This is a genomic window from uncultured Maribacter sp., from assembly GCF_963975365.1.
GTDB lineage: Bacteria > Bacteroidota > Bacteroidia > Flavobacteriales > Flavobacteriaceae > Maribacter.
In genome coordinates, this window is record NZ_CAXBGF010000001.1 from 75,317 (window position 1) to 99,682 (window position 24,366).

Consider the following 24,366-nt stretch of genomic DNA (forward strand, 5'->3'; position numbering starts at 1 on the left):
AATTAAAAAAAATAAATAAACTACTAAGCTAAATGTTCAGGAGGGGGGGAAAGTATTTCGAATGAAAGATTGAAACTCCCTAAAATGGGAACGTTATTCACCGATAATTTTTTAACTATTGGGATTAAGGCAAAGTCAAGAAAATTTTCCTTAACATATTTTTCCTCACCCATTGATTTTTTGCTTGACTCTTGTTGTTCCTCTTCATTGAGGTTAGTCACGATTATAGGATTTTCAATATCGCATAATGTTATTATGCTAGGTGCAGTAACTGCAAAAAGCCAAAGTAGTAAAATAGTAATGCGTGCTAGAAATATCATGTTCTAAAATCGTTGACGAAGATAATATTCTAACGTTTAAATACTGTTAACAAATTTCTAAAAATCCTTTAACAATTTCAACTCATTTTTTTGAATCCATCCTGTTTTACCATCTGCCAGCTTTATTTTATTCCATTCATCTAATTGATCTAGAACGTTCACTTTAGTGCCGGCATGTATCACAAATATCTGTTGACTGCTAGCATTAGGTTCTGATTTTATGGAGCTTTCTTCTGCAAAAATTATAGCAGGTTGTAAATCTTTAAAATCCCTTCGCTGTATATATGCAAAAACAATTGCAATGATACATATGAATAAGGCAAGTATACTGCCAATGAATGACCATCGTTTAGCAATAGATAAGTTAGCATAATAAAAAAGGATATACAGAAGAACAAATAGGAACATGAAGGCAATAGCAATATAAGCCCATTGGTCGAATGTTAATTTACCCGTTATACTTTTGTATAGTTTAGACAATCCAGTTTCAGGCATTGTATCAATGGCATCGAGTGTCATATTCTGAGCATAGCTAAGATTGGTTTTTACTTCTTCATCATCAGGTGATAACAATAATGCCTTCTCGTAATAATAAATGCTCTCAGCTATTTTGTTAAGCTTATAAAATGAGTTGCCCAAATTGTAATACACTGCAGTTGAGTGCTCACCATTATCTAGAATATCGGTGTATAATTCAATAGCTTTTTCATATTCGCCAGAATTATATGCAGTTGTAGCCTCGTCGAACAATTTATTATTCTGCCCATTGCACAATAGAACTGTAAAGAGGCTAAAAAATATAGCTAGATTTTTGAACATGCTTATAATTGTTTATCCATTTGGGAAATTACCTCGCTTGCCGTTTCATAATCGGCCTGCATTTGCACATCGGAAAAAGGACTATATCTTGCCGCTTCACAATTTTCTAATAATGCAATAAAGCCTTGTATTGTACCTTTTTCTATTTCTTTTTTATGTAATAATTCGACAATTTTATCTTTACTGAAATCAGAAGTCTCGATCTTTAATTTTGCTTTCAGATAATTATGTAGAGCTCTTTCTAAAGCAACATAGAAAGAGTCTTTATTGCCTAGTTCTTTCTTAGCTGCAGAAAGGTATTTTCTAGCTAATTTATTCGCTCTTCTTATTTTATTGCCAGCCACATCGCTAGCAAGGGCATCTTTTTTCTTTCTAAATACAATGGCCAATGGAATTAATAAAAGTGGACATAATAACCAAAGATAGAATGACGTGGAGCCGAAAAAATAAGATATTGATTTAGTCGTTAGATTTGGGGTCAGCTTTATGAAATTAAACTGATTTTTACTGGCAATAACAGTTTGTTTTAAACTATTTGTGGAAACTGACGAATTGATATCTGCACTTAACGGACCCTCTAAGACGTTAATAACAATTTCATCTGAAGTTAGTGTTGTATATTTTTCGGTTGTTGGATTAAAAAAGCTAAAACTTAACGGTGCAATTGGGTATTTGCCCCTAAATGAGGGTACAATAGTGTATTGATTACTAACCTTGCCTTGCATACCGGCCAATGTAGTTCTAACTCCTTCGGTAAATTCTGGCTCATAGACTTCTAACGCACTTGGTAGTTCAAGTTCAGGAAGTTTAAATAGCTTAAGGTTTCCTTTTCCGGTTACTTCAACGGTTGCTTGTAAAGATTCGGTTGCGTTTAAACTATTCTTAGTAGTTGTAACGGCAAAATCAAAATCGCCTACTGCTCCATTGAAATTAGATGGTTGGTTAGCCAATGGTAATGGCTTTACGTTAATAGTTCTATTACCAGCAGATACCGTTTTATTGGTTTGGGCATACATTCTTTGTCCAAAAAAGTCACGTCTTCCTGTTGGCACATCTACGGTAACATCTAACGAAAGAGGTTCAATATCCAATTCTCCAGATTTTTGAGGATAGAGTACTACACGTTTTAAAATTACATATCTGTAAGGCTTGCCCTTATAGGTCCCATTTTGGGCACTTAAAGCTGAAACTTTAATGTCTTGACTCCAGAAATTATTATAGGTAGGATTATCTAAAGGTTGATAATTCGATACGCTAATATTCGGACTCACATATAATTTATAGATGACCGTAATAGCTTCGTTCAAAAATGGATCGGTCTTAGAAATTTCTGCAACTAAATGTAAGTTTTCATCAGCCACATCATCTACGGTCATTTGATCACTAGGTTTATCCACTGCTGAGGTTACCTCTACTTCGCTTGCAAGCGATTTATAGGTTTCGCCACCAATGACAATTGTGGCCTGCTTAATGGTGAATTTACCTTTTGCGGTTGGTGAAAGTGTGTAAGAGTAAGATTTAGAATAACTTCTTACTCCATTGATCCATGAAGAGCTGATTGACTGTGATGGCCCCATAATTACTTTAAAGCCTGAGAAATCTGGTGGATTAAAATTGTCGCCATCACGGTTCATTACAAAGTCTACCCTAAGTCTTTCATTTAAACCAAGCTTAGGTTTGCTCAGTTTCATTTCAAAAGTTACGGCATCATTACCTTGTGCCATCATCAAAAATGATGATAGAAATACCGTTAGTACTAACGTAAGTTTAGTTATAGCCTTAAAGTCTACCAATCTTTTTCGTTTTTAATTTTAGCACCTTTTACTTTCTTGGCATCAATTTTATCTTGAACCTTTTTCTCTGCATTTTGCATAGCTCTTAACAGGTTTTCAACCTGTTGTTTCGAAAGTTGATTAGGTCTAGGCTGCTGTTGTTCCTGTTGATTGTCGCCTTGCTCAGGCTTTTTCTTTTGATCTTCCTTATTATCGCCTTCACCTTCCTTGTTCTCGTCTTTTTTCTCTTCGTTCTTGTCACCTTCATCACCCTTGTCACCTTCGTCTCCTTTATCCTTCTTATCCTCGTTGTCTCCCTCGTCTTTTTTATCCTGGTCTTTATTTTCGTCCTGGTTCTCTTTATCCTTATCGTCTTGATTTTGTTTTTTCTCTTCTTCGTCTTTTTTCAAAAGTTCTTTTGCCAAGGCAAGGTTGTATCTTGTTTCTTCATCTGAAGGGTCATTTCTTAAAGCTTCTTTGTAGGCTTCTACTGCTTTAGCGTAATCTTTGCGCTTCATAAATACATTTCCCATATTATGATAAGCCTTGTGCTTTCCCTCCTTTGATGTTGATGCTTCTCCAGCCTCTTTAAATCTGCCAAAAGCTTCATTATACGTTTCATTGGAATAATAGGCATTTCCTAAATTATATGGGGCTACGCTATTATCTGGACTCTTTGATATTGCCTTTCTATAATCAACTTCGGCAGCGATAAAATTATCTTCGGACAATGCTTTATTGCCGTCCCAGGTTAGGTTGGTTGAAGACCTTAATGCCTTTTCTTTTTCTTTCCCGTCAGCTTCTTGTGCAAAAGAAGAGAAGCACACAAAAGCTGATAAAAATACTATGCCTATTTTATTCATGTCTTTTCTCATTGAACAAATTAAGTTTCTTTAACCACTTGGTCTTACGGTCCAATATAAAAATATCTAAAAAGAGAAGCAACAATGCTGCTCCAATAAACCATTGAAACTGGTCCTTATATTCTGCGAACTGCTTGGCTTCAAATTCCTTTTTATCCATTTGTAACAATTCATTTTTAATAAATTCTACAGCTTCATCTGTATTTGAGCCATCAATATACTCACCATTGCCTTCGCTTGCAATATCGATAAGAACCTCTTTATTTAGTTTTGTAATCACGGTTTCACCTTCACTGTCTTTTTTTAGACTTTCTAATATTCCGTTTCTTTTAATTGGTATAGGGGCGCCTTTTTCTTTCCCTACTCCAATAGTATAAATAGTGATGCCTTCATCAATAGCATCTTCTACCGCATCTAATGTAGAACCTTCGGAATGGTCCTCGCCATCAGAAATAATGAACAATACCCGATTGGTTTGTTCGGCATCATCATAATAGGTAGTTGCAAGTTCAATGGCTTGGTCGATGGCCGTACCTTGTGACGTAAGCATATCGGTATTCATACCCTGCAAGAACATCTTTGCAGCACTATAATCTGTAGTTATGGGTAATTGAGGATAAGACTGACCTGCGTAAGCTATTATGCCAATACGGTCGCTGGCCAATTGATTTATAATTTCTGAAACTAATCTTTTTGCTTTTTCAATTCTATTTGGTGCAATATCTTCAGCAAGCATACTTTTAGAAACATCCACAGCAAAAACAATATCTACCCCTTCTCTTTTTACGGTTTCTAATTTTGTGCCAATCTTAGGGTTCACTAGACCAACAATTAAAGATGCCAATCCAAGAATTAATACCATAAGCTTTATTACAGCCTTGTTAGAAGAACGATTAGGCGTCAATCTTTTTAATAGCTCGGTGTTCGCAAATTTCTTTCTTGTTTTCTTCTTCCACACTAAAACCAACAGAAACAGTGCCACTATCACCGGTATGATAATGAGCAAGTAGAAATATATTTTTTCGTCTAACTGTACCATATTATACAAAACTTCTAAATAGCGTATTTCTTAAAATCCATTCTACTAATAGGAGCGCGCCTGCCAATAAAACCCATGGTCTAAATTTCTCTTCGTATCGGTAATATTTGAATTCTTCTATCTCCGTTTTTTCCAGTTTATTGATTTCGTCGTAGATTTCTTCTAAAGATTCGTTATCGGTAGCTCTAAAATATCTACCACCAGTAGCCAGCGCTATATCTTTTAATAAATCTTCATCTATTTCAACTTGGCGCATACCATACCTAAAAGAGCCGTCCGCATTATATGCAATAGGAGAAAGGGCATTGCCATTTGTTCCTAAGCCAATAGTGTAGGTCTTAATGCCGAATTCAATAGCCAGGTCTGATGCCGTTTGTGGTTCTATAAAACCTGAATTATTGACTCCATCGGTTAATAAAATAATGATTTTACTTTTTGCAGTACTTTCTTTTAAACGGTTGACAGAAGTGGCTAATCCCATACCAATGGCCGTACCATCTTCCAATTGGCCGTATGTGATTTCAGAAAGGGCATTTAGTACAATTGATTTGTCGGTGGTAACCGGTGTTTTAGTATAACCTTCTCCCGCGTAAACCACAAGTCCGATACGGTCATTTGGTCTTTTCTTGATAAAATCTGCCGCAACATCTTTAAGTGCTGATAACCTGTTTGGCTTTAGGTCTCGTGCTAGCATACTAGAAGACACATCAATAGCCATAACAATATCGATACCTTTAGTTGTTTTCGTTCTAGTAGAAATATCTTCAGTTTGTGGCCTTGCCAATGCAACAATAATGGCGCCAAGTGCCAAAAGTCTTAATAAAAAAAGGCCTGGTTTTAATTTAGGCAAAATGGTTTTATAACTAAAACCTTTTGTACTAGAAATGCGAAGCGAAGCAGTCTCTTCTTTTTGTTTAAAGATATACCACACTATAGCTATTGGCAGTACTAAAAACAGCCAAAAGAAATCTGGATTTGCAAATGATATATTCTCTAACATTTATGATTCTGTTTTAACTTCTACCGATGCCAAAATTCGGTCTACTATTTCTTGGGCATAAGTATCATCTTCTAGCCACGTGAGGATAACATACTGCTGGAAACCTTTTCCGCCAAAAAGCAGTACGGTGTATTTCCCATCTATTAATTCTTTTGATTCGGGTATTAAAAACTCTCCACTACCAAAAACTTTCACTCCCTTAACTCCACTAATAGTAGAAAATTCCTCTTGTTTGGTGATAATATTTTTAGCGCCTTGCCCTTCGAAATTAGATAATATTTGTTCTATCGTTTTATCAAAATCGGGTTCAGCGTCCTGTTGATTAAGTGTTATTGAAGTTGTACCTGCTGTAAATAGGCCAATAGCGCTCGTATATCCAAATGCTTGTATGTCTGCAATTGCTGCTTTTGCTTCTAGTGGCAGTTTAACTTCTTGTCGCACTAAAACCTGTGGTGTCTCTAATTGTACTGGTGGGAAACCGTAACTGCTGCGTATCCATTCACCTTCTAATAACTCTTTAGTTGGATGTCCAAAAACAGAATCTTTTAAATAGCCAAAGCCATATTTTACACCAGCTATAGTGGTGCCTATAAGAATAATGGCTACAATAGAAACAATGGCAACCATTATCTTTTTCTTTTTCGCCTTACGTTTAAGTTCCTCTTGGTATTCAGCTTGCTCTAATAATTCTTCTTCGGTAGGCTCTGGCAGGGCGTCATGGGTTTTAACCACAATTTGCTCTACCATCTTTCTATCTTGCTCTGCTACTAAAGTCGAAGGCTTATTTTTAGCAAATTTCACTAAATCGGCCGTTTGTAATATTTGTTGAAATTGTTTAATGGTGTCATCGTCCAATTTTAACTCCCCCGCATCTTTTAATAGCTCTAATTTTTCAATTAACTGACCTGTAGTACTTTCTAAAGCGGTTACATGTGCATCTTCCTCTAAATAAGAACGAACAATAGAAGTAAGCTCAGAGTAATATTGTTTATACTCGTCTTGAATTAAATATTTAGAATTTTCTAAACGTTTTAGTTCTAATAACGCTCTATCATAAGGTGGCAAAAGAGCTACTTTCTCCTCTTCTGTTAATGGTTTTTTGCGCAATAGGAACCAGTAGAAAAGTGCTCCAAATACAAGAAGGGCCAAAATGCCAATGAGTATATATTTCCAAAATTCGATATTGCTTTTCTCAACATTAATCAGCGGTTTAATATCGTACATTTTTTGATTCAAAGTATCTACAGGAATAGTAGCTACATTAATCAACATAGAATCGGTCATGAAACCCATTCCGTTTATTTCAATTCGTTGAGAGGGTAATTTATATGCCCCAGAATCGAATTGAGTAAGTGCGTATATTTTTTGTAATGTTAAACGGTCTTTTTTTCTGGTTGTATCCGTTGCAAACGCTTCCACAGTTTCTAATGGAGAAAAAGTTTGCCCTTCAGGAAAAATAACTGTTGACGTGGTGTCAATTTCAACGGTTACTGTCCAATGTACCTGTTCACCTATTTTAATATATGTGGTGTCTATTTCAGTGCTTACAGTGGGTCTCTCTTGAGCAAAACCTTGAATTATGAAAAGAATAAATACGAACATAGGCATGCTTCGCCGTAAATTTGAAATGCCTTTTTTAGTTATACACGTATTATACATCATTTGTATCAACCTCTTCTTTTAAAGTAACCCAATAACTTTTTTACATAACTTTCGTCAACCCTACAATCTAATGTTCCACAGCCAGATTTTGTAAACGATTCTTTAAAATACGTAACCCGTTCTCTATGAAATTCTGCATAGGCATTTCGCACTTTTTTAGATTGGGTATTTACCAATTGTAATTTTCCGGTTTCAGCATCTTCAACTTGTATCATACCTAGATTAGGTATTGACTCTTCACGTTCATCGAAGACTCGAATTCCTGTTAGGTCATGTTTACTACCTGTAATTTTCAGTGTTTTTTCATACCCATCATCAATAAAATCAGAAAGCACAAAAACTATAGCTTTCTTTTTCATTACGCTGCTCAAGAATTTCAATGCTTGTGCAATATCCGTTTTATTGCTTTTAGGTTTAAATTCTAACAGCTCACGTATAATGCGTAAAGCGTGTGTTTTACCTTTTTTTGGTGGTATAAATAGTTCAATCTGATCAGAGAATAAAATGATGCCAACTTTATCATTATTCTTTAAAGCACTAAATGCTAAAGTTGCCGATATTTCGGTAACAATTTCGTTTTTAAATTGATTGGTAGTTCCAAAAAGTTCTGAACCACTTATATCGACCAAGAGCATCATGGTGAGTTCTCGTTCTTCTTCAAAAACCTTTATGAAAGGTTCATTGTAACGAGCGGTAACGTTCCAGTCAATGTTTCTAACATCGTCACCAAATTGATACTGACGTACTTCACTAAATGTCATACCCCTACCTTTAAAGGTGGAGTGATATTCCCCACCAAATATATGGTCAGATAGACGTCGCGTCTTTATCTCTATTTTCCGTACTTTTTTGAGTAGCTCTTTGGTATCCATTTTGTTTTTAAAACAGGAGTTGACTTTTTAGAAATCAGCATTGAAAATTATGCAATTGAAATAGAATTGTCAATCACGAACTGATTACTGCAAGATAACTTTATGGTACTTCTATCTCGTTTACGATTTTATTTATAATATCTACAGAGGTGATATTTTCGGCTTCTGCCTCATAAGTAATTCCAATTCTATGCCTAAGAACATCATGTACAATGGCACGTACATCTTCTGGAACTACATAACCTCTTCTTTTAATAAAAGCATAACATTTGGCGGCAATACCTAAGTTGATGCTTCCCCTTGGTGAAGCGCCAAAACTAATTAGAGGTTTTAAGCTTTCTAAATTATATTTTTCTGGATATCTAGTCGCGAAAACAATATCAAGAATATATTTTTCAATTTTCTCATCCATATATACTTCGCGAACAGCCTTTTGTGCACTTAATATCTGTTCTATGGATACTACGGCATTTACCGTTTCATAATTGCCTAATAAATTCTGACGCATTATCAATTGTTCCTCGTTGATTTTCGGATAATCGATAACTGTCTTCAGCATAAAACGGTCAACTTGCGCTTCAGGAAGTGGGTATGTTCCTTCTTGCTCTACCGGGTTTTGAGTAGCCATTACCAAAAAGGGCTTGTCCAAAATAAAAGTCTCGTCACCAATCGTCACTTGCTTTTCTTGCATCGCCTCTAAAAGAGCAGATTGCACCTTTGCAGGAGCACGGTTTATTTCATCGGCTAAAACAAAATTTGCGAAAATAGGACCCTTCTTTATGGAAAAGTCGTTCAACTTCATGTTATAGATCATTGTTCCTACAACATCGGCAGGTAATAGATCTGGAGTGAATTGTATTCTGCTAAAACTTCCTTTAACTGCTTTTGAAAGGGTGTTGATCGCTAATGTCTTCGCTAAGCCAGGAACACCTTCCAATAAAATATGTCCTTGTCCTAAGAGACCAATTAATAATCGTTCGACCATATATTTCTGGCCTACAATTACTTTATTCATTTCAAGCATCAATAAATCGATAAAAGCACTTTCTTGAGCTATTTTCTCATTTACGGCACTAATGTCAATTGAGGTATTTTCTTCCATTTAAAACTATATATTATTGATTGTTAACGCTTCTAATTTTAACAGGCATGCAAATTGAAAATTTATTCAGTCAGTAGCTGTTAATGATAGGTTAAAAAATGCGAAAACCCCTTATTTTTATGAAGCTTTTAAGGGAATTCTTTTTAAATTCATTAACCTATGAACAATACATTGAAATATTCGAGAATAATCGCCGGTACTATGACTTGGGGAAAATGGGGAAAACAACACTCCACCAAAGAAATGATTGAGCTAATGAATTATTGCTTAGAAAACAATATCACGACATTCGATCATGCAGATATTTATGGCGATTATACCACTGAACAACAATTCGGAAAAGCATTTGCAGAAAGCGCTATTAACAGAGAAAATATTCAAATTATAAGTAAATGCGGAATTCAGTTCGATGCTGAAGGACGAGCCAATAAAGTAAAGCATTACGATTATAGCAAAGAATATATCATTTCGTCGGTAGAAAGGTCATTAAAAATGCTACGGACTGAATATTTGGATCTACTCTTATTACATAGGCCTAGTCCATTAATGAACCCTGTGGAAATAGCAGAGGCTATTAATATATTAAAGAAAGAGGGGAAAATCAAACAATTTGGTGTGTCGAATTTTACGCCTTCACAGATTAAGCTAATGGAAAAAGAAACTAGGGTCGATGCGAATCAAGTAGAATATTCACTATCATCTAATGAGGTAATGAATAATGGGACTTTAGATGATTGTATGGTTCATGATAGGCTCGCAATGAGTTGGAGTCCGTTAGGTAATTATTTTAAGAAAAAATCGCAAGCGAACAAGAGGATTAAGAATGTTCTAAACGATTTAATTAAGAAATATAATGCAACCGAAGACCAATTATTATTAGCTTGGATTTTAAAACACCCATCAAAGATTCATCCTGTGGTCGGTACTGCAACGCAGAAAAGATTGAAAATGGCTATGGAAGCTGTTAACATTGAAATGGAATTGCAAGATTGGTTTATATTATTAGAAGCAAACGAAGGATATGAAGTTGCTTAATTTAAAACAAAAATGAAAAAAATAGCATTTATAACAGGAGCTACTAGCGGAATTGGTAAGGCTACAGCGATTAATTTTGCCTTCAACGGTATAGATTTAGTTTTGTGTGGGAGACGTCAAGAAAGATTAGATGCTCTAAAAGAAGAACTGGGTAAAGAGGTGAACGTACACACCTTAAATTTTGATATTCGAGATAAAGAATCGGTAATGGAATCGATAGCATCACTGCCAAAAGAGTTTGCTAAAATCGATATTTTAATCAATAATGCGGGAAACGCCCATGGGTTAGATACTATACAAGAAGGTAGTGTTGAGGATTGGGATGCCATGCTAGATATTAACGTGAAAGGTTTGTTGTATGTCTCTAAAGCTTTGATCCCACAAATGGTAGAACGAAAATCTGGACATATTATAAATATTGGATCCACTGCAGGTAAAGAGGTTTACCCCAAAGGGAATGTCTATTGTGCAAGTAAGCATGCTGTAGATGCTATAAACCAAGGAATGCGAATAGATTTGAACCCTTATGGGATACGTGTGGGTGCTGTAAACCCTGGCCTTGTGGAAACCGAATTCAGTAATGTTCGATTTAAGGGCGATGAAGATAGGGCGGAAAATGTGTATAAAGGTTTTCAGCCACTAAAACCAGAAGATATAGCAGATATAATTCACTTTGTAGTCACAAGGCCCTATTATGTAAATATTGCCGACTTGGTCGTTATGCCCACTGCTCAGGCTTCTTCAACTATAGTAAATAAATCTTAGTTTTTTTAAATTCAACAAACGATAAAAGTCAAACACCTATAAAATGATTAACAAACGCTTATTGGTAAAAAACTTACTCGCACATAACGACGAGAATAGTTTTTACGATAAAAAGCGCTTCATTAATATTGGGGAAAAGGAAGGTAAAGCAAAATTTTTAAAACATGTTTGTGCATTGGCCAATAGTAACCCTACGAACAATTCATTTATTGTTTTGGGTGTTGAAGATGAGGATAACAAAATAGTAGGTGTAGATTTTTTTGATGATAGTAAGATTCAAAATTTGGTCAATGCTTATTTAAATAATCCTCCTCTTATATCTTATGAGAATATTCCATTTCCAAACTTACCAGAAGGTAAGGTCGTGGGTCTGGTTACCATTAGGTCTATTGGAAAATTATGTTCATTAAGAAAGAATATTTGGAAGTATTATGGTGGTTCGGTTTTCTTTCGAGAGGGCAGCATTAGTTTACCAAAAGCCTACGATATTGAGCTTAAGAGCACTAATGTCGAAGCTGTGGCCACTATTGAACAACATGCCAAGAATAATATTGAGCTCACTTTAGATGGTGTAATTGACTTTCTAAACTTTCGCCACAAAGATTTAGAAAGTGATTATAAAGTATTTAAGGAACAATTTGTAGTCTGTTGGGCAGGCAATAGAAAAGTAGTTAACGGCGAAACGTATTATTATAGAGTAGATATTGAATTGATCAATGAACAAGTGAAATTGTTCTATTCAAACTTAGATGAGGTTAAAATAAGTATTGATGATAATTCTTTTACTATAATAGAGTTTGTTGAGTTAGGACTAGGGGCTAAGCAAAAATATTACCCTTTAGAAAAAGTAGTCATCAATTTTAGTGAGAACGGCACCTATCAAATTAATAGCGATTTGCTTTTTAACCCACCAAAACATAATCGAAAAAAACTCGAAGAAATAATTAAAAACAACAATGCTTTAGTTGCAAAAGCCAAGAGTGGAATAGCTTTGGAACCTAATGAGGTTAAAAGCCTAATTTATCTTGCAGATACCTATCTGATTTGTTATTTAAATGGTTTTGAGGAAGCTAAAGATCAAATGGAAAAGGCTAGGCAAATCTTAAAGCCCAACTATCCTAATATAAATGCATCGTTCAAAGAGGCGCTTCGGGTGCTTAGAAAGGTTAAGTATAGTTAGATATTCTTAATCCAGAGCTGTTGAAAAGGTTTCAGGGGCAATTCATTATGAATAAGTTCAAAGGAATTTCCTGTTAGTAAATCAATGGAGTTCTTACCAGTGTGAATTCCGATTGAAAGTAACCAGCCAATATCTAATGTTTCGGTAACCTCATTGAAATTAGATAATACCCAAATGCTTTCGGTTCCATTTGTTCTTTGATAAGCAAAAATATGTTGGTTAAGGCAGCCATGTATTTTTACATCATTTAAATCTTGAAAAATGACATGTTCTTTTCTCAAGTGAATCATTTTTTTTAAACCCTGATAAATAATCGAAGACGGACTATCTTCGATTTTTTTCAATTCAGAAACAACATCCCAATTGTGCATAGGTCTATTGACCCAGCGATTGTCATTTACATGGTCATCGTTTTGCTCGTAAGCATAGTCATTTAATGTGCCAATTTCATCACCGGCATATATCATAGGTATTCCACCATAGGTCAAAATGATGCCATGCATCATAAGAATTTTAGCGATCGCATAATCGATGATATTCATATTTTTCAGTTTCAATGCGGTTTCCAGTCCTAACAAAGAAGCTGCACTACCCGTAATTCTACCATCTCCGTTTTTGGGATTGTACATGAACATTAGCCCTTTTGCTGGTGACCATTCTAATTTACCAGTATAATAACTTAGTATAAATTGTTTATGGGCCGTAGGGTCTGAACCTATCGATCGCACAAAATCATCATCATAACCAAGTCCTATATCATCATGGCAACGTATATAATTTATCCAAGTAGCATCGTTCGGTTTATTAGGAATTTCTGTCAAGCTCATTAGCATTAAAGAGGCTTTTTTGGTAGCAATTGAATTCCATAATAATGCCATTAAAGAGGCATTGTAGGCAACCTCACATTCATTGCCTTCTGTAATATTTTCACCAAAATATTTAATAATATTTCTAGGCGCAACAATAGCTTCTGCCAATAGAATAACCCCTGGGGCGATTACTTGTAGGCACATTCTAAAGAGTGAAATAAGTGTATGGGCTTCTGGTAGGTTTTGAGAAAGTGTGCCTAATTTTTTCCATAAAAATGCAAGTGCGTCAAAACGGATAACATCTACCCCTAAATTAGCCAAGGACATTAAATTGCCTAACATTTCAATAAACACTTCAGGATTTCTATAGTTTAAATCCCATTGATAATTATTGAAACAGGTCATTACCCATTTTTCCATTTCCTCATTGTAGGTGAAATTACCTGGTGCCGACTGAGGGAATATTTCCGGTAATGTTTTCTCGAACTCATCTGGTATAAGGCGATCAGAATAAGTGTAATAATAATTTTGATGATGTAGGCTTCCATTTTTTGCTTTCTGAGCCCATTCAAATTGATCGGAGGTATGGTTAACGACAAAATCTAGCATTAAGAATATTTTTTTCTCCCTAGCTTTTTTAGTCAAAGCAAGAAAGTCATCCTTAGTACCATATTTGCTATCAATTTCATGATAGCTATTTACCGCATAACCACCATCATTTTCCCCAGAAGGTCGAGTAGTAATTGGCATTAAGTGCAGAAAATTGATGCCAAGATTTTCAAAGTAGGGCAACTTCTCTTTTAGACCGTTAATGTCTTTATTAAAACGATCTACATATAACTGCATACCCACCATTTTCTCACTTTGATACCAGTTTCCAGAATTTAAACGTTCAATGTCCTGCTGTTTTAATTCAGAAGGTCGTTCTTTATAAAGATGGTTTAATTGATCTAAAAGCTTAAAAAAATATTCTTTATGTTCAGTGTCTTTGTATAAAGAAAAAAACTGTGTCTTAATAAGAGTAAGATTGGTTGACAATCTTTGGTCGTATAAAGATTTTAGGGGTAACGCGCCTTTTTTTGTTTGACTTTTTGAGGCCAATAAGCGGTGTAGTTCAGCTTGGTTCATTTTAAGAATCTAATTGTTGTAATGTAGGTAACGATTCAATGGCACCAAAATTAGTGGTGGTGATAGCACCGGCTTTGTTCGCCCTAGCTACCATATTGGTAAGGATGCTTTCATCTGCCAATAATGCATCGATACTAGAATGTTTGGCAATTTGTTGCAATAGACATCCAATAAATGCATCGCCCGCACCAGTAGTGTCTTTTGGAGTTACTTTAATACTGGGTATAGTTTTTTGAAATTTTTTGGTACTTAACCATGTTCCTTCACTACCAAGTGTAATAACGATAATTTCAGTGCCTATTTCATGAAGCACTTTACAAGCTTCTTTTACATCTTCTTTGCCCGACAGAAGTTGAGCTTCTTCTAAACTAAATTTACACAAATGTGATTTTTCAATGAAAGATTCACATTTACGTTTAAAACTATCAACTTTATTTTTCCACAGGTCTACTCTATAATTTGGATCAAAACTGATAAAAGCATTTTTGGTTAGTCCATCAAATAAATACCTACTGTAGGCATCCTCTAATGGGCCTCCTAAAAGAGCGGTAGCAGCACCAAAATGTATGATGTTGTTTTTGAAATAAGATTTATGAGACGAATCATAGGTAAGTTCTCTATCTGCACCACGGCTAAAAACAAAATCACGTTCACCATCTTCATCCAACGAAACAAAGGCTAAGGTGGTAAATGTGTCAGATTTTTGTGCTAACGAAATATCCACTTTTTCATCTTCTAAAATTCGTAATAAAAAGGTGCCAAACGGATCGTTGCCTACACAGCCAATAAATACACTGTCACCTCCTAGTTTACTAATGGCGCACGATACGTTTGCAGGAGCGCCACCCGCTTTTTTTGTAAATTCCTTCGCTTTTGTTAAATCTTTACCTTGGTTTTCAGCAACAAAATCAATTAGCAATTCGCCAATGCAAAATATCTTTTTCATAGATATAAATGAAAATTAGAAGGTCTAAGTTAATTAGAATTTGTTGCTACTACCTAAATAATCTTAAGGAATTATTAAATTTTGGTAGTAACAGATTATTTTTTAGAATTAAAACGCATCTTTTTTTGGGTCTGAGGATGAAATCCATATCTTGAATTACATATTTAAAAAAATATTCTGACCATGAGCATATTTGACGAAATTAAACAAAAACTAAGTCACGAATTTATTGATATAATCGAATGGCTAGATATTAATAATGAAACCATTGTTCATCGTTTTGAACGTTATCAAAATGAAATTAAGAATAATGCGCAGTTAATTGTTCGCGAGGGGCAAACGGCAGTATTTATTAATGAAGGGCAATTGGCAGATGTTTTTAAACCGGGAACATATACCTTAAATACAAATAACCTTCCTATTCTAACTACTTTAAAAGGGTGGAAATACGGATTTGACAGTCCATTTAAAGCTGAGGTTTATTTTGTAAATACCCGCTTGTTTACAGAAGAGAAATGGGGAACCAAAAACCCAATTTTGTTAAGCGACGACAGGTTTGGTTTAGTTGAGATAAGAGCTTTTGGAACCTATAGTTTTAGGATTAATGATCCAGGTAAATTTATAATAGATGTAGTAGGCACCGATGGTAATTTCACTAATTATGAAATTAATGAACACTTAAAAAGTTTAATTGTTACTCGCTTTACCGATACAGTTGGTGAGGCTAATTTACCGATTGAATTGTATGCGGCAAATACCAGTGAGCTTTCAGAAACGTGCCAAGTGGTAATGCAGCCCGAGTTTAATAGAGTTGGCATTGAGTTAGAGAAATTCTACATCGAAAATGTATCGATGCCGGAAGAATTGAAAAAAGAAATTTTTGAATATAGCCGGTTAAATAAGTTGGATATGGCCAAATTAGCACAATTTAAAGCTGCGAAAGCGATGGAATTGGCTGCTAAAAATGAAGGTGGTACAGCGGGTGCAGGCATGGGTATTGGAATGGGTTTCGTATTGGCACAACAAATGGGAAGTATGATGGGTCAGCCAGGTGCGCAACCATTCGGCGGTCAAGCAATACAGACACAAGCTCCACCACCGGTTCCTTTACAGGTAAGTTATTTTTATGCAGTTAACGGCCATCAATCTGGTCCTGTTTCTTTTGAAAAACTAAAAGAACTTTTTGCTAGTAGAATAATCAATAGAGATTCTTTAATTTGGAAACAAGGTATGGCCAGTTGGGCGGAGTTAAAAGAAATAGAGGAACTAAAATCGTTTTTAGGAGGTAATACTCCGCCACCATTACCAAAAGCATAAAAGCAGAAAAACACACTCTTTAAGCATAAGGGGTAAGGACTATGGACGATATTCAAAAATCGGAATATAAAAAAGCATGCCCCAATTGTGGCGCCGAGTTAAAATTTAAACCAGGCTCACATCAGCTTACGTGTGAATATTGCGGCTATGAAGAATTCATTGAACAATCTAAAAGTAGTTTCGAGGAGCTTGAATTAGAACACTACTTAAAAATTGTTGGTGAGAATGCATATACAGAAACTATTGAGCTCTTACATTGTAAAAATTGTGGAGCCAATCAGCATGTAGAGGAAAATTATAAATCGCTTAACTGTGTATATTGTGGAGAGCCATTAATTCGTGAAGACATTGAAAAAGAAGGATGGATTTTACCTGGAGCATTAGTGCCTTTTCAACTCAATTCAAATAAAGCTCATTCTATTTTTAAAGATTGGGTAAGTAAAATATGGTTTGCCCCAGATAACCTTAAAAAGGCTGCTCTTGATCCAGATGGATTGCAGGGACTTTATTTGCCTTACTGGACTTTTGATGCAAACCTATTCGCCTCTTATCAAGGTCAACGTGGCGATTATTATTATGAGACTCAAACTTATAATAGTGATAAGGGTAAACGCACAAGACAGGTTAGAAAAACTAAATGGACCTATGCTTCTGGTAATGTTGAAGGTTTTATAGATGATATTTTAATAAACGCTTCTGAGAAAAAGAGAAAAGAAATTCCAGCTAAAGTTGCATTTTGGAACTTGAGAGATTTAGTTGTTTTTAATTCAAAATATCTATCGGGTTTTGTAACAGAAAAATATTCCGTTTCATTAAAAGAGGGACATCATAAATCTTTTCAAGAGGCTAAGAATATTGCTTATAATTGGATTCGGAGCGATATTGGAGGCGATACCCAACGAATAGCCAATGCGGATATTAAATTATCGGATGAAAAATTCAAACATATTTTGCTTCCAATTTACCTAAGTTCATATAGATATGACGGTAAGGAATTTAACTTCTATATTAATGGACAAACAGGTGTTTTAAGTGGGAATAGGCCATATTCTTTTTGGAAAATTTTCTTTTTAGTGCTTTTTATTCTTGCGGTCATAGCAGTATTTGCGATTTTTGCTAAATGAGTTTAAAAAGAACGCTAGTCGTAGGTGATATCCATTCCGGATTACAGGCTTTGAAACAAGTACTTCAAAAAGCGGCTGTTACAGAAAATGATACTCTTGTGTTTTTAGGAGATTATATTGATGGATGGAGTGAGGCCGTTGAAACCATAAATTATCTAATACAGCTTAGGGAAGAATATAATTGCGTATTTCTAAGAGGTAACCATGATGAACTTTGTTATGAATGGTTGACAGGTGCGGGCAACAACCCAACTTGGTTTATGCATGGTGGTGAAGCAACTGTAAATTCTTATGCCAATATTACTGAAGAAGCCAAATGTATGCATCTAAAGTTTTATGAAAGCTTAGAGAATTATCATCTAGATTCAGAAAACAGGTTGTTTTTACATGCTGGTTTTACTAATTTAAAAGGAATAGAATTCGAATATTTCAAGAAGACTTTTTATTGGGATCGTACCCTATGGGAATTGGCACTTTCATTAAATAAAGAATTAGATAAAGAGCATATACATTATCCTAAAAGGCTTAAAAATTACTCAGAGATTTATATTGGGCATACCCCAGTAACGCGAATTGGAAAGACTACGCCGCAAAATGCTGCAAATGTTTGGAATATTGATACAGGAGCAGCCTTTAAAGGTCCATTAACGGTGTTTGATATAAGCACTAAAAGATATTGGCAAAGCAATCCTGTTTATACGTTTTATCCCAATGAAAATGGCAGAAACTGAGAAAACCATTAACTTTACATAAAAAGGAGTTGTTTTATTAACGAACTTTAATAAAAATAATATTATGCCGATTAAGAATATAAGATTGGAAGTGATGCAGGCATTAGAGCCACAGGTGGAGGGTTTTATGAAATCTTTCCTTATAAAGCCTGAAGATATATGGCAGCCAACAGACTTTTTGCCTAATTCTGAAAAAGATACTTTTTTGCAGGAAGTAAAAGAACTACGAGAAGAATCTAAAGATTTAGGATATGATTTCTGGGTTACCATGGTTGCGGATACAATAACAGAGGAGGCATTGCCAACCTATGAATCTTGGTTGATGGATGTAGTTGGTATTGACCAACATGGTGATCATAAAACTAATGGTTGGGCTAAATGGGTTCGCGCTTGGACTGCAGAAGAAAATAGACATGGAGATGTATTAAATAAATATCTTTACTTATCTGGAAGGGTAAATATGAGAGAAGTAGAATTAACCACTCAACATTTAATTTCAGATGGTTTTGATATAGGTACTGATCGTGACCCATATAAAAACTTTGTTTATACCTCATTTCAAGAATTGGCAACCAACATTTCGCATAAGCGTGTTGGTCAAATGGCCAAGAAAAAAGGGAATGTACTTTTAGGTAAAATGTGTACTATAATTGCGGGTGATGAAATGAGACATCATTTGGCGTATAGAGAATTTGTGAAGACCATTTTTAGTGAAGACCCTTCAGGTATGATGATTGCTTTTGCAGAAATGATGAAGAAAAAAATTGTAATGCCCGCTCATTTTTTACGAGAATCAGGTGGAACGATTGGTTCAGCATTTGAAAATTTCTCTAATTGTGCACAGCGTTTAGGGGTGTATACAGCACAAGATTATGTTGACATTTTGAGCAAATTGAATGCTTTCTGGGAATTAGACGGAATACGTTCATTGAATGAAGAAGCTGAGAAAGCACGTGATTATTTAATTAAGCTACCTGAAAGATTGGAAAGAATTGCAGAACGAATGAAGTTTCCACAAGATCAATACCATTTTAAATGGGTTGAAGCAAACGGAGCATTATAAAATAAAAAAATCCCGATCAGTTATGATTGGGATTTTTTTGTGTATACAATATTACAATTTACCGTGTTTGTGCTCATCTTGCCATTTGGCCAATTCTTCCCATTTGCCTTCATAGCACATTTTAGACTGCATTGGCCAAGAAGCTGGATCGTGAATTTTATATCTGGTTCCACCGGTATCCAATATCTTTTGACAATCGGCAAGACTTGTTTCAGAAAGCGCTTTCCATGTTTTTATGCCATGATCTTTAAACATGCCTTCAATTTTAGGACCAATGCCTTCTACTAGTTTTAAATCATCTTGCTTAATGTTCTTTCCAAATGCAGCCTTTGCAGCAGAGGCATCAAAGGCGATAGTATTACTTGTCTTAGCACTAGCAGCGAAAGAGGCGGCAGAAGCGCCAGTATTTGTACTTGTGGCACTAGGGGCTACCGGGGTAGGTTTTACAACTTTACTAGCAGCAATAACTTTTTGGTTACAAGTATCTAAATCAGTTTTTAACTTACTGTTGCTTGCTTTAAGGTTTGATATTTCTATGGAATTATCTATTACTTTAGAAGATCTTTTGCCAATAAGATAGCCTAATACACCACAGATGATTCCAACTAAAACCGGTAATACCCAGCACCAATTTATATTTTCTAAATTCATGTTTTACTTATTTATAAGATTAGTTTATGTTTTAATTTAAAGTAATTAGGGTTCTTTTGTTTTATCTCTGTCTTCTTCTGTGTCATTATTTGTAATTGGTTCTGTTTGGCCTATAGATATTGACACTATTTTATCTGAAACAATCCATTATCCATTAGCTAATCTTTTGCAAAATCTGCGCGGTATTGTCCCAATTTCTTACTTGTTCTGTGGTAGTTGATGCACCGCATTCGCTACAACAGGTTATGTAAAAGAATGTGAAAGCTACAATGGTAATCAACATCAATAATAAATTGGTTGTTGTTTTTGTCATTGTAAAATTTGTTTAGTATTTATGGTACAATGTATTAAAAAATCTTAAAACATTACGACCTAATTACCTTACAGTCAACGATTATGTGAATTTCCAAATATACTTAAATGTATGCCAACTATACAATCATATTGTTAGCTGGCGAAAATTGTAGGGTATAGAACAAATTTTATTTGCAATTTTAGGTGAATATTTAAATAGGTATACTTCTCCCCACAACGTTAGGGCATTGAGTATACACTTTAGAGTTTTGAGTTAGTTGGTTTAAAAATCCTGTGGACTTTAATGAATACAGGATTTTTTTTATGCCTAAAATTCACCAGACAAGAATTCCGATTATACAATATTTAGGTATAGCTGTACAACTCTTGAAAGAATGAACAGGATATTTTGGTAGTTTAATGCTGAGGATAATACACTATACCAATGAAAAGAAAAATAAAAGGTATAATAAATTTCCTTTGCATGTTTGTAATATTAGGCATTCAAACCCTATTACACGGCAGCTGGTCTAACGAATCATCGAATGGAAAAACAGCCTAACGTGTAAACATGCAAAGGAAATAATATTTAAGTTATAAATCGAATTTTATACCTTGGGCTAATGGTAGCTCAGTGGTATAGTTAATTGTATTGGTCTGTCTTCTCATATAAACTTTCCAAGCATCTGAACCACTTTCTCGGCCACCACCGGTTTCCTTTTCACCGCCAAAGGCTCCGCCAATTTCTGCACCTGAAGTACCGATATTAACATTCGCTATTCCACAATCACTTCCCCAAGCAGAAAGAAACTGTTCTGCATCGCGAAGATTATTGGTCATTATTGCTGATGATAGACCCTGAACAACACCATTTTGTATAGCTATGGCATTTTCAACGTCGCCAGAGTATTTTAAAAGATATAAAACAGGAGCAAAAGTTTCGTGTTGTACAATTTCAAAATTGTTCTTCGCTTCTGCAATAGCTGGTTTTACATAGCAGCCACTCTCATACCCTTTTCCTTCCAATACACCACCCTCTACAATTAGTTTACCACCTTCAGCAACTACTTTTTCTAATGCTTTTTTATACTGTACTACAGCATCTGTATCTATTAACGGACCTACATGATTGTTTTCGTCCAATGGGTTTCCAATTCTTAATTGTTGGTACGCAGCAACTATTGCTTCTTTTACTTTACTATACATTGATTCATGAATAATTAATCTACGGGTCGAAGTACAACGTTGACCAGCAGTACCTACAGCACCAAATACAGCACCAATGACGGTCATTTTTAAATCAGCATCTGGAGTTACAATAATGGCATTGTTTCCACCAAGTTCTAATAATGATTTACCAAGACGAGCTGCTACCGCTTGTGCAACAATTTTTCCCATACGAATAGAACCGGTGGCAGATACTAAAGGAATTCTTCTATCTTGTGTCATTAGTTCGCCAACTTTATAGTTACCATTAATTAGACAAGAAATACCTTCTTGTAAATCATTAGCTTTAAGAACTGAAGAAGCAATATTTTGACAGGCAATACCACATAGTGGTGTTTTTTCTGATGGTTTCCAAACACAAACATCACCACAAATCCAAGCTAATGCTGTATTCCAGGCCCAAACGGCCACTGGAAAATTAAATGCAGAAATTATACCCACTACACCTAAAGAATGATATTGTTCGTACATTCTATGGCCAGGCCTCTCAGAGTGCATGGTTAGCCCGTGTAATTGTCGAGATAGACCAACAGCGAAATCACAGATATCTATCATTTCTTGAACTTCACCTAAACCTTCTTGATAACTCTTACCCATTTCAAAGGAAACTAGCTTGCCTAATGGTTCTTTTAGCTCCCTTAGTTTGTCTCCAAATTGTCTTACAATTTCACCACGTAACGGTGCCGGTTTTGTTCTCCATTCTTTAAAAGCAACGGTAGCTGTACTCATTACTTTTTCATAATCGGCTTTGGTGGTTGTTTTCACTTTAGCTATTAACGAACCGTCTACTGGGGAGTATGATGAAATGATATCTCCTGATGAAAAATTATTGGAACCTGTTGAAGTACCTTCATTAACATCCTTGATACCTAATTTTTTTAGGGCATCATGTATTCCAAAATCTGTTGCTATTTTTGACATTTTATAACTTTTTATACGTTTTCTGTTAGATATATTACAAAAATACGAAGAATATTATGCTTTATGCGAACCTAATGCCTACAATGAAAATTTTATGATACTCCAAAGTACGATTCCTATTAATGAGGGAATACTCTGAATATAGAAAATCTTTTTAGTGACCGAAATGGCACCATACAATCCTGCTACGAAAACGCAGCCCAAAAAGAAGAGGGCAACGTTACCTGACCAAACGGAGTCGTTAATCAATAAAGACCAAATTAAACCTGCGGCTAAAAATCCGTTGTAAAGCCCTTGGTTAGCGGCCATTTGTTTTGTAGGTTCAAACAAATCTTGAGGAAAATTTTTAAATACTTTTCTTCCTCTTGTTGTCCATGAAAACATTTCCATCCAAAGAATATAAATATGCATCAATACTACAAATATGGTAATTATTTTGGCTGCTAATATCATTCGTCTTTTGCAATAAAGCGTTCATCTATAGGCATTACTGTGCCGCAGTTATCACAGGTTCTTAATTCTTTAGAACTATAGAAGTGTTTGAAATGTGATAAAAAATCTTTCTCAATATCATTGAGGGTGAAATAAGCTTCATATAATTTGTGGTTGCAATTATCACAAAACCATAATAACCCGTCATCAACGTTCATATGTGCTCTCTTACGCTCAATGACCAAGCCTATAGATCCTTTATTCCGTACAGGAGAATGTGGCACTTTCGCAGGGTGTAGATACATATCCCCTGGCCCTAATTTCATTGTTTTCTTTTGACCGTCTTCTTGAATATGAACTTCTATATTTCCTTCTAACTGGTAAAAAAGTTCTTCTGTTTCGTTATAATGATAATCTTTTCTAGCATTTGGCCCAGCTACTATCATTACTATATAATCGCCTGAATCTTTGTAAAGATTTTTATTGCCTACAGGGGGTTTAAGCAGCGCTCTGTTATCTTCAATCCATTTGTTTAGATTGAATGGTGCTTTAATACTCATCTAATTAATTTTAGCTGAAAGTTAAATAAACCGATGGCTCTCACCTAAAAAAATTAAGCATAAAAAATGCCTTTGAATAACAAAGGCATATAATAATAAGTTATAATTGACTATCTAAAGAATATCTGGGTAAAGTAAAGGTCACCATTACTATTTGGTTTTATGCTTATAGCTGTATAATCATAATCACCTTCAAGATTTTTTCGATGGCCTGGGCTATCCAACCATGCTTCGAAAGCAGCTTCTAAAGTATCATAGTTTCTAGCTACATTTTCTGCTACAAAAACGGCTCCTGTTCTTTTCGAAATATTTTCTGCTCGTTCATCAAATTTTTCATGACTTGTATTTTCCTTTTCAATCATGTAATCGGTATGAAGACCTGCATAATAATATGTAGTGCTTTCAAACTCCATTTCATTTAAACCAATACTAGATCTATAGTTATTGATCATTTCAAAAAGTTCTGTTTCAATAGTATTATGAGCGTCAGAAGAAATTAAGGTAACTTTAGATGTTAAGTCATCAGAACTTTCTTCGTAACCTGCAAAATTTTCGTAATTAGAACAAGATGATAAAAATGTAATGATTAATACTAATGTAGGTAATGCTAATCTCATGCTGGGAAACATTTTTTATTATTAATATTTCAAAAGTAAACCTAGGAGTTATTTATTGAAGAATAATATCTATAGGTGTGCTGAAATCATCGTTAAGCTGCCAAATAAGTGTCTATG

At 35.0% G+C, this 24,366-nt stretch carries 24 protein-coding genes; 7 read left to right on the forward strand and 17 right to left on the reverse strand.

Going from position 1 to position 24,366, the window contains the following annotated elements; all coding sequences use genetic code 11:
- Positions 1–23: 23 nt before the first annotated feature.
- The 9 genes from AACZ49_RS00330 to AACZ49_RS00370 all read right to left on the reverse strand — a co-directional run bounded on the left by AACZ49_RS00330 (position 24) and on the right by AACZ49_RS00370 (position 9,449).
- Positions 24–320, reverse strand: a complete 297-nt coding sequence (locus AACZ49_RS00330; RefSeq protein WP_339650449.1) for a hypothetical protein — start codon at positions 318–320, stop codon at positions 24–26.
- Between the two features lie 57 nt (positions 321–377).
- Entirely contained in the window at positions 378–1,139 is a 762-nt protein-coding gene (locus AACZ49_RS00335; protein ID WP_339650450.1) for a tetratricopeptide repeat protein, read from the reverse strand.
- 2 nt (positions 1,140–1,141) lie between these two features.
- Complete coding sequence (locus tag AACZ49_RS00340; protein ID WP_339651428.1) at positions 1,142–2,866, reverse strand: BatD family protein; 1,725 nt, start codon at positions 2,864–2,866, stop codon at positions 1,142–1,144.
- Between the two features lie 59 nt (positions 2,867–2,925).
- Entirely contained in the window at positions 2,926–3,786 is an 861-nt protein-coding gene (locus AACZ49_RS00345) for a tetratricopeptide repeat protein (protein WP_339650451.1), read from the reverse strand.
- Complete coding sequence (locus tag AACZ49_RS00350) at positions 3,767–4,813, reverse strand: VWA domain-containing protein (protein WP_339650453.1); 1,047 nt, start codon at positions 4,811–4,813, stop codon at positions 3,767–3,769. The genes AACZ49_RS00345 and AACZ49_RS00350 overlap by 20 nt, the downstream gene beginning before the upstream one ends.
- A gap of 1 nt (position 4,814) precedes the next feature.
- A complete protein-coding gene (locus tag AACZ49_RS00355; RefSeq protein ID WP_339650454.1) occupies positions 4,815–5,813 on the reverse strand; it encodes a VWA domain-containing protein in 999 nt (332 codons plus the stop codon).
- On the reverse strand, positions 5,814–7,421 hold the full coding sequence (locus tag AACZ49_RS00360) for a hypothetical protein (protein WP_339650455.1): 1,608 nt from the start codon (positions 7,419–7,421) through the stop codon (positions 5,814–5,816).
- A 59-nt stretch (positions 7,422–7,480) separates the two neighbouring features.
- Entirely contained in the window at positions 7,481–8,347 is an 867-nt protein-coding gene (locus AACZ49_RS00365) for a DUF58 domain-containing protein (RefSeq protein ID WP_339650456.1), read from the reverse strand.
- A gap of 100 nt (positions 8,348–8,447) precedes the next feature.
- Complete coding sequence (locus tag AACZ49_RS00370) at positions 8,448–9,449, reverse strand: MoxR family ATPase (protein ID WP_339650458.1); 1,002 nt, start codon at positions 9,447–9,449, stop codon at positions 8,448–8,450.
- 159 nt (positions 9,450–9,608) lie between these two features.
- Between AACZ49_RS00370 and AACZ49_RS00375 the strand changes: the two genes are divergently transcribed.
- From AACZ49_RS00375 to AACZ49_RS00385, 3 genes are read left to right on the forward strand one after another with little or no spacing between them, the layout of a single operon-like run.
- The gene (locus AACZ49_RS00375; protein ID WP_339650460.1) at positions 9,609–10,484 is read left to right on the forward strand and encodes an aldo/keto reductase; all 876 of its coding nucleotides are present in this window, start codon (positions 9,609–9,611) and stop codon (positions 10,482–10,484) included.
- 12 nt (positions 10,485–10,496) lie between these two features.
- Positions 10,497–11,249 carry an SDR family NAD(P)-dependent oxidoreductase gene (locus AACZ49_RS00380; protein WP_339650462.1) on the forward strand — a complete coding sequence of 251 codons (753 nt, stop codon included), beginning with the start codon at positions 10,497–10,499 and terminating at the stop codon, positions 11,247–11,249.
- A 43-nt stretch (positions 11,250–11,292) separates the two neighbouring features.
- A complete protein-coding gene (locus AACZ49_RS00385; protein WP_339650464.1) occupies positions 11,293–12,429 on the forward strand; it encodes an ATP-binding protein in 1,137 nt (378 codons plus the stop codon).
- Here AACZ49_RS00385 and AACZ49_RS00390 read toward each other — a convergent pair.
- Both AACZ49_RS00390 and AACZ49_RS00395 read right to left on the reverse strand, forming a co-directional pair.
- Entirely contained in the window at positions 12,426–14,366 is a 1,941-nt protein-coding gene (locus AACZ49_RS00390) for an alpha-amylase family protein (protein WP_339650466.1), read from the reverse strand. The genes AACZ49_RS00385 and AACZ49_RS00390 overlap by 4 nt on opposite strands.
- Position 14,367: 1 nt before the next feature.
- On the reverse strand, positions 14,368–15,312 hold the full coding sequence (locus AACZ49_RS00395) for a carbohydrate kinase (RefSeq protein WP_339650468.1): 945 nt from the start codon (positions 15,310–15,312) through the stop codon (positions 14,368–14,370).
- Positions 15,313–15,495: 183 nt separating this feature from the next.
- On the opposite strand from AACZ49_RS00395, the gene AACZ49_RS00400 reads away from it, so the two are divergent.
- From AACZ49_RS00400 to AACZ49_RS00415, 4 genes are all read left to right on the forward strand, one after another.
- The gene (locus AACZ49_RS00400; RefSeq protein ID WP_339650469.1) at positions 15,496–16,629 is read left to right on the forward strand and encodes an SPFH domain-containing protein; all 1,134 of its coding nucleotides are present in this window, start codon (positions 15,496–15,498) and stop codon (positions 16,627–16,629) included.
- Between the two features lie 41 nt (positions 16,630–16,670).
- Positions 16,671–17,753, forward strand: a complete 1,083-nt coding sequence (locus AACZ49_RS00405; RefSeq protein ID WP_339650471.1) for a DNA helicase PriA — start codon at positions 16,671–16,673, stop codon at positions 17,751–17,753.
- Entirely contained in the window at positions 17,750–18,484 is a 735-nt protein-coding gene (locus AACZ49_RS00410; RefSeq protein ID WP_339650473.1) for a metallophosphoesterase family protein, read from the forward strand. The genes AACZ49_RS00405 and AACZ49_RS00410 overlap by 4 nt, the downstream gene beginning before the upstream one ends.
- A gap of 64 nt (positions 18,485–18,548) precedes the next feature.
- Positions 18,549–19,547, forward strand: coding sequence for an acyl-ACP desaturase (locus AACZ49_RS00415; RefSeq protein ID WP_339650475.1), 999 nt, complete (start codon positions 18,549–18,551; stop codon positions 19,545–19,547).
- A gap of 51 nt (positions 19,548–19,598) precedes the next feature.
- Here AACZ49_RS00415 and AACZ49_RS00420 read toward each other — a convergent pair whose 3' ends face one another.
- The 6 genes from AACZ49_RS00420 to AACZ49_RS00445 form a co-directional block, all read right to left on the reverse strand.
- Positions 19,599–20,198 (reverse strand): hypothetical protein, encoded by a 600-nt coding sequence (locus AACZ49_RS00420; protein ID WP_339650477.1) that lies wholly within the window; start codon positions 20,196–20,198, stop codon positions 19,599–19,601.
- Between the two features lie 154 nt (positions 20,199–20,352).
- On the reverse strand, positions 20,353–20,511 hold the full coding sequence (locus tag AACZ49_RS00425) for a hypothetical protein (protein WP_339650478.1): 159 nt from the start codon (positions 20,509–20,511) through the stop codon (positions 20,353–20,355).
- A 575-nt stretch (positions 20,512–21,086) separates the two neighbouring features.
- Positions 21,087–22,640 (reverse strand): aldehyde dehydrogenase family protein, encoded by a 1,554-nt coding sequence (locus tag AACZ49_RS00430; protein WP_339650479.1) that lies wholly within the window; start codon positions 22,638–22,640, stop codon positions 21,087–21,089.
- 78 nt (positions 22,641–22,718) lie between these two features.
- Complete coding sequence (locus tag AACZ49_RS00435; protein WP_339650481.1) at positions 22,719–23,093, reverse strand: DUF1304 domain-containing protein; 375 nt, start codon at positions 23,091–23,093, stop codon at positions 22,719–22,721.
- Positions 23,090–23,632: a 3-hydroxyanthranilate 3,4-dioxygenase gene (locus AACZ49_RS00440; RefSeq protein ID WP_339650482.1), complete on the reverse strand. Its 543-nt coding sequence runs from the start codon at positions 23,630–23,632 to the stop codon at positions 23,090–23,092. Before AACZ49_RS00440 ends, AACZ49_RS00435 begins: the two co-directional genes overlap by 4 nt.
- A 110-nt stretch (positions 23,633–23,742) precedes the next feature.
- Positions 23,743–24,249 carry a CAP domain-containing protein gene (locus tag AACZ49_RS00445; protein WP_339650483.1) on the reverse strand — a complete coding sequence of 169 codons (507 nt, stop codon included), beginning with the start codon at positions 24,247–24,249 and terminating at the stop codon, positions 23,743–23,745.
- Between the last annotated feature and the right edge of the window lie 117 nt (positions 24,250–24,366).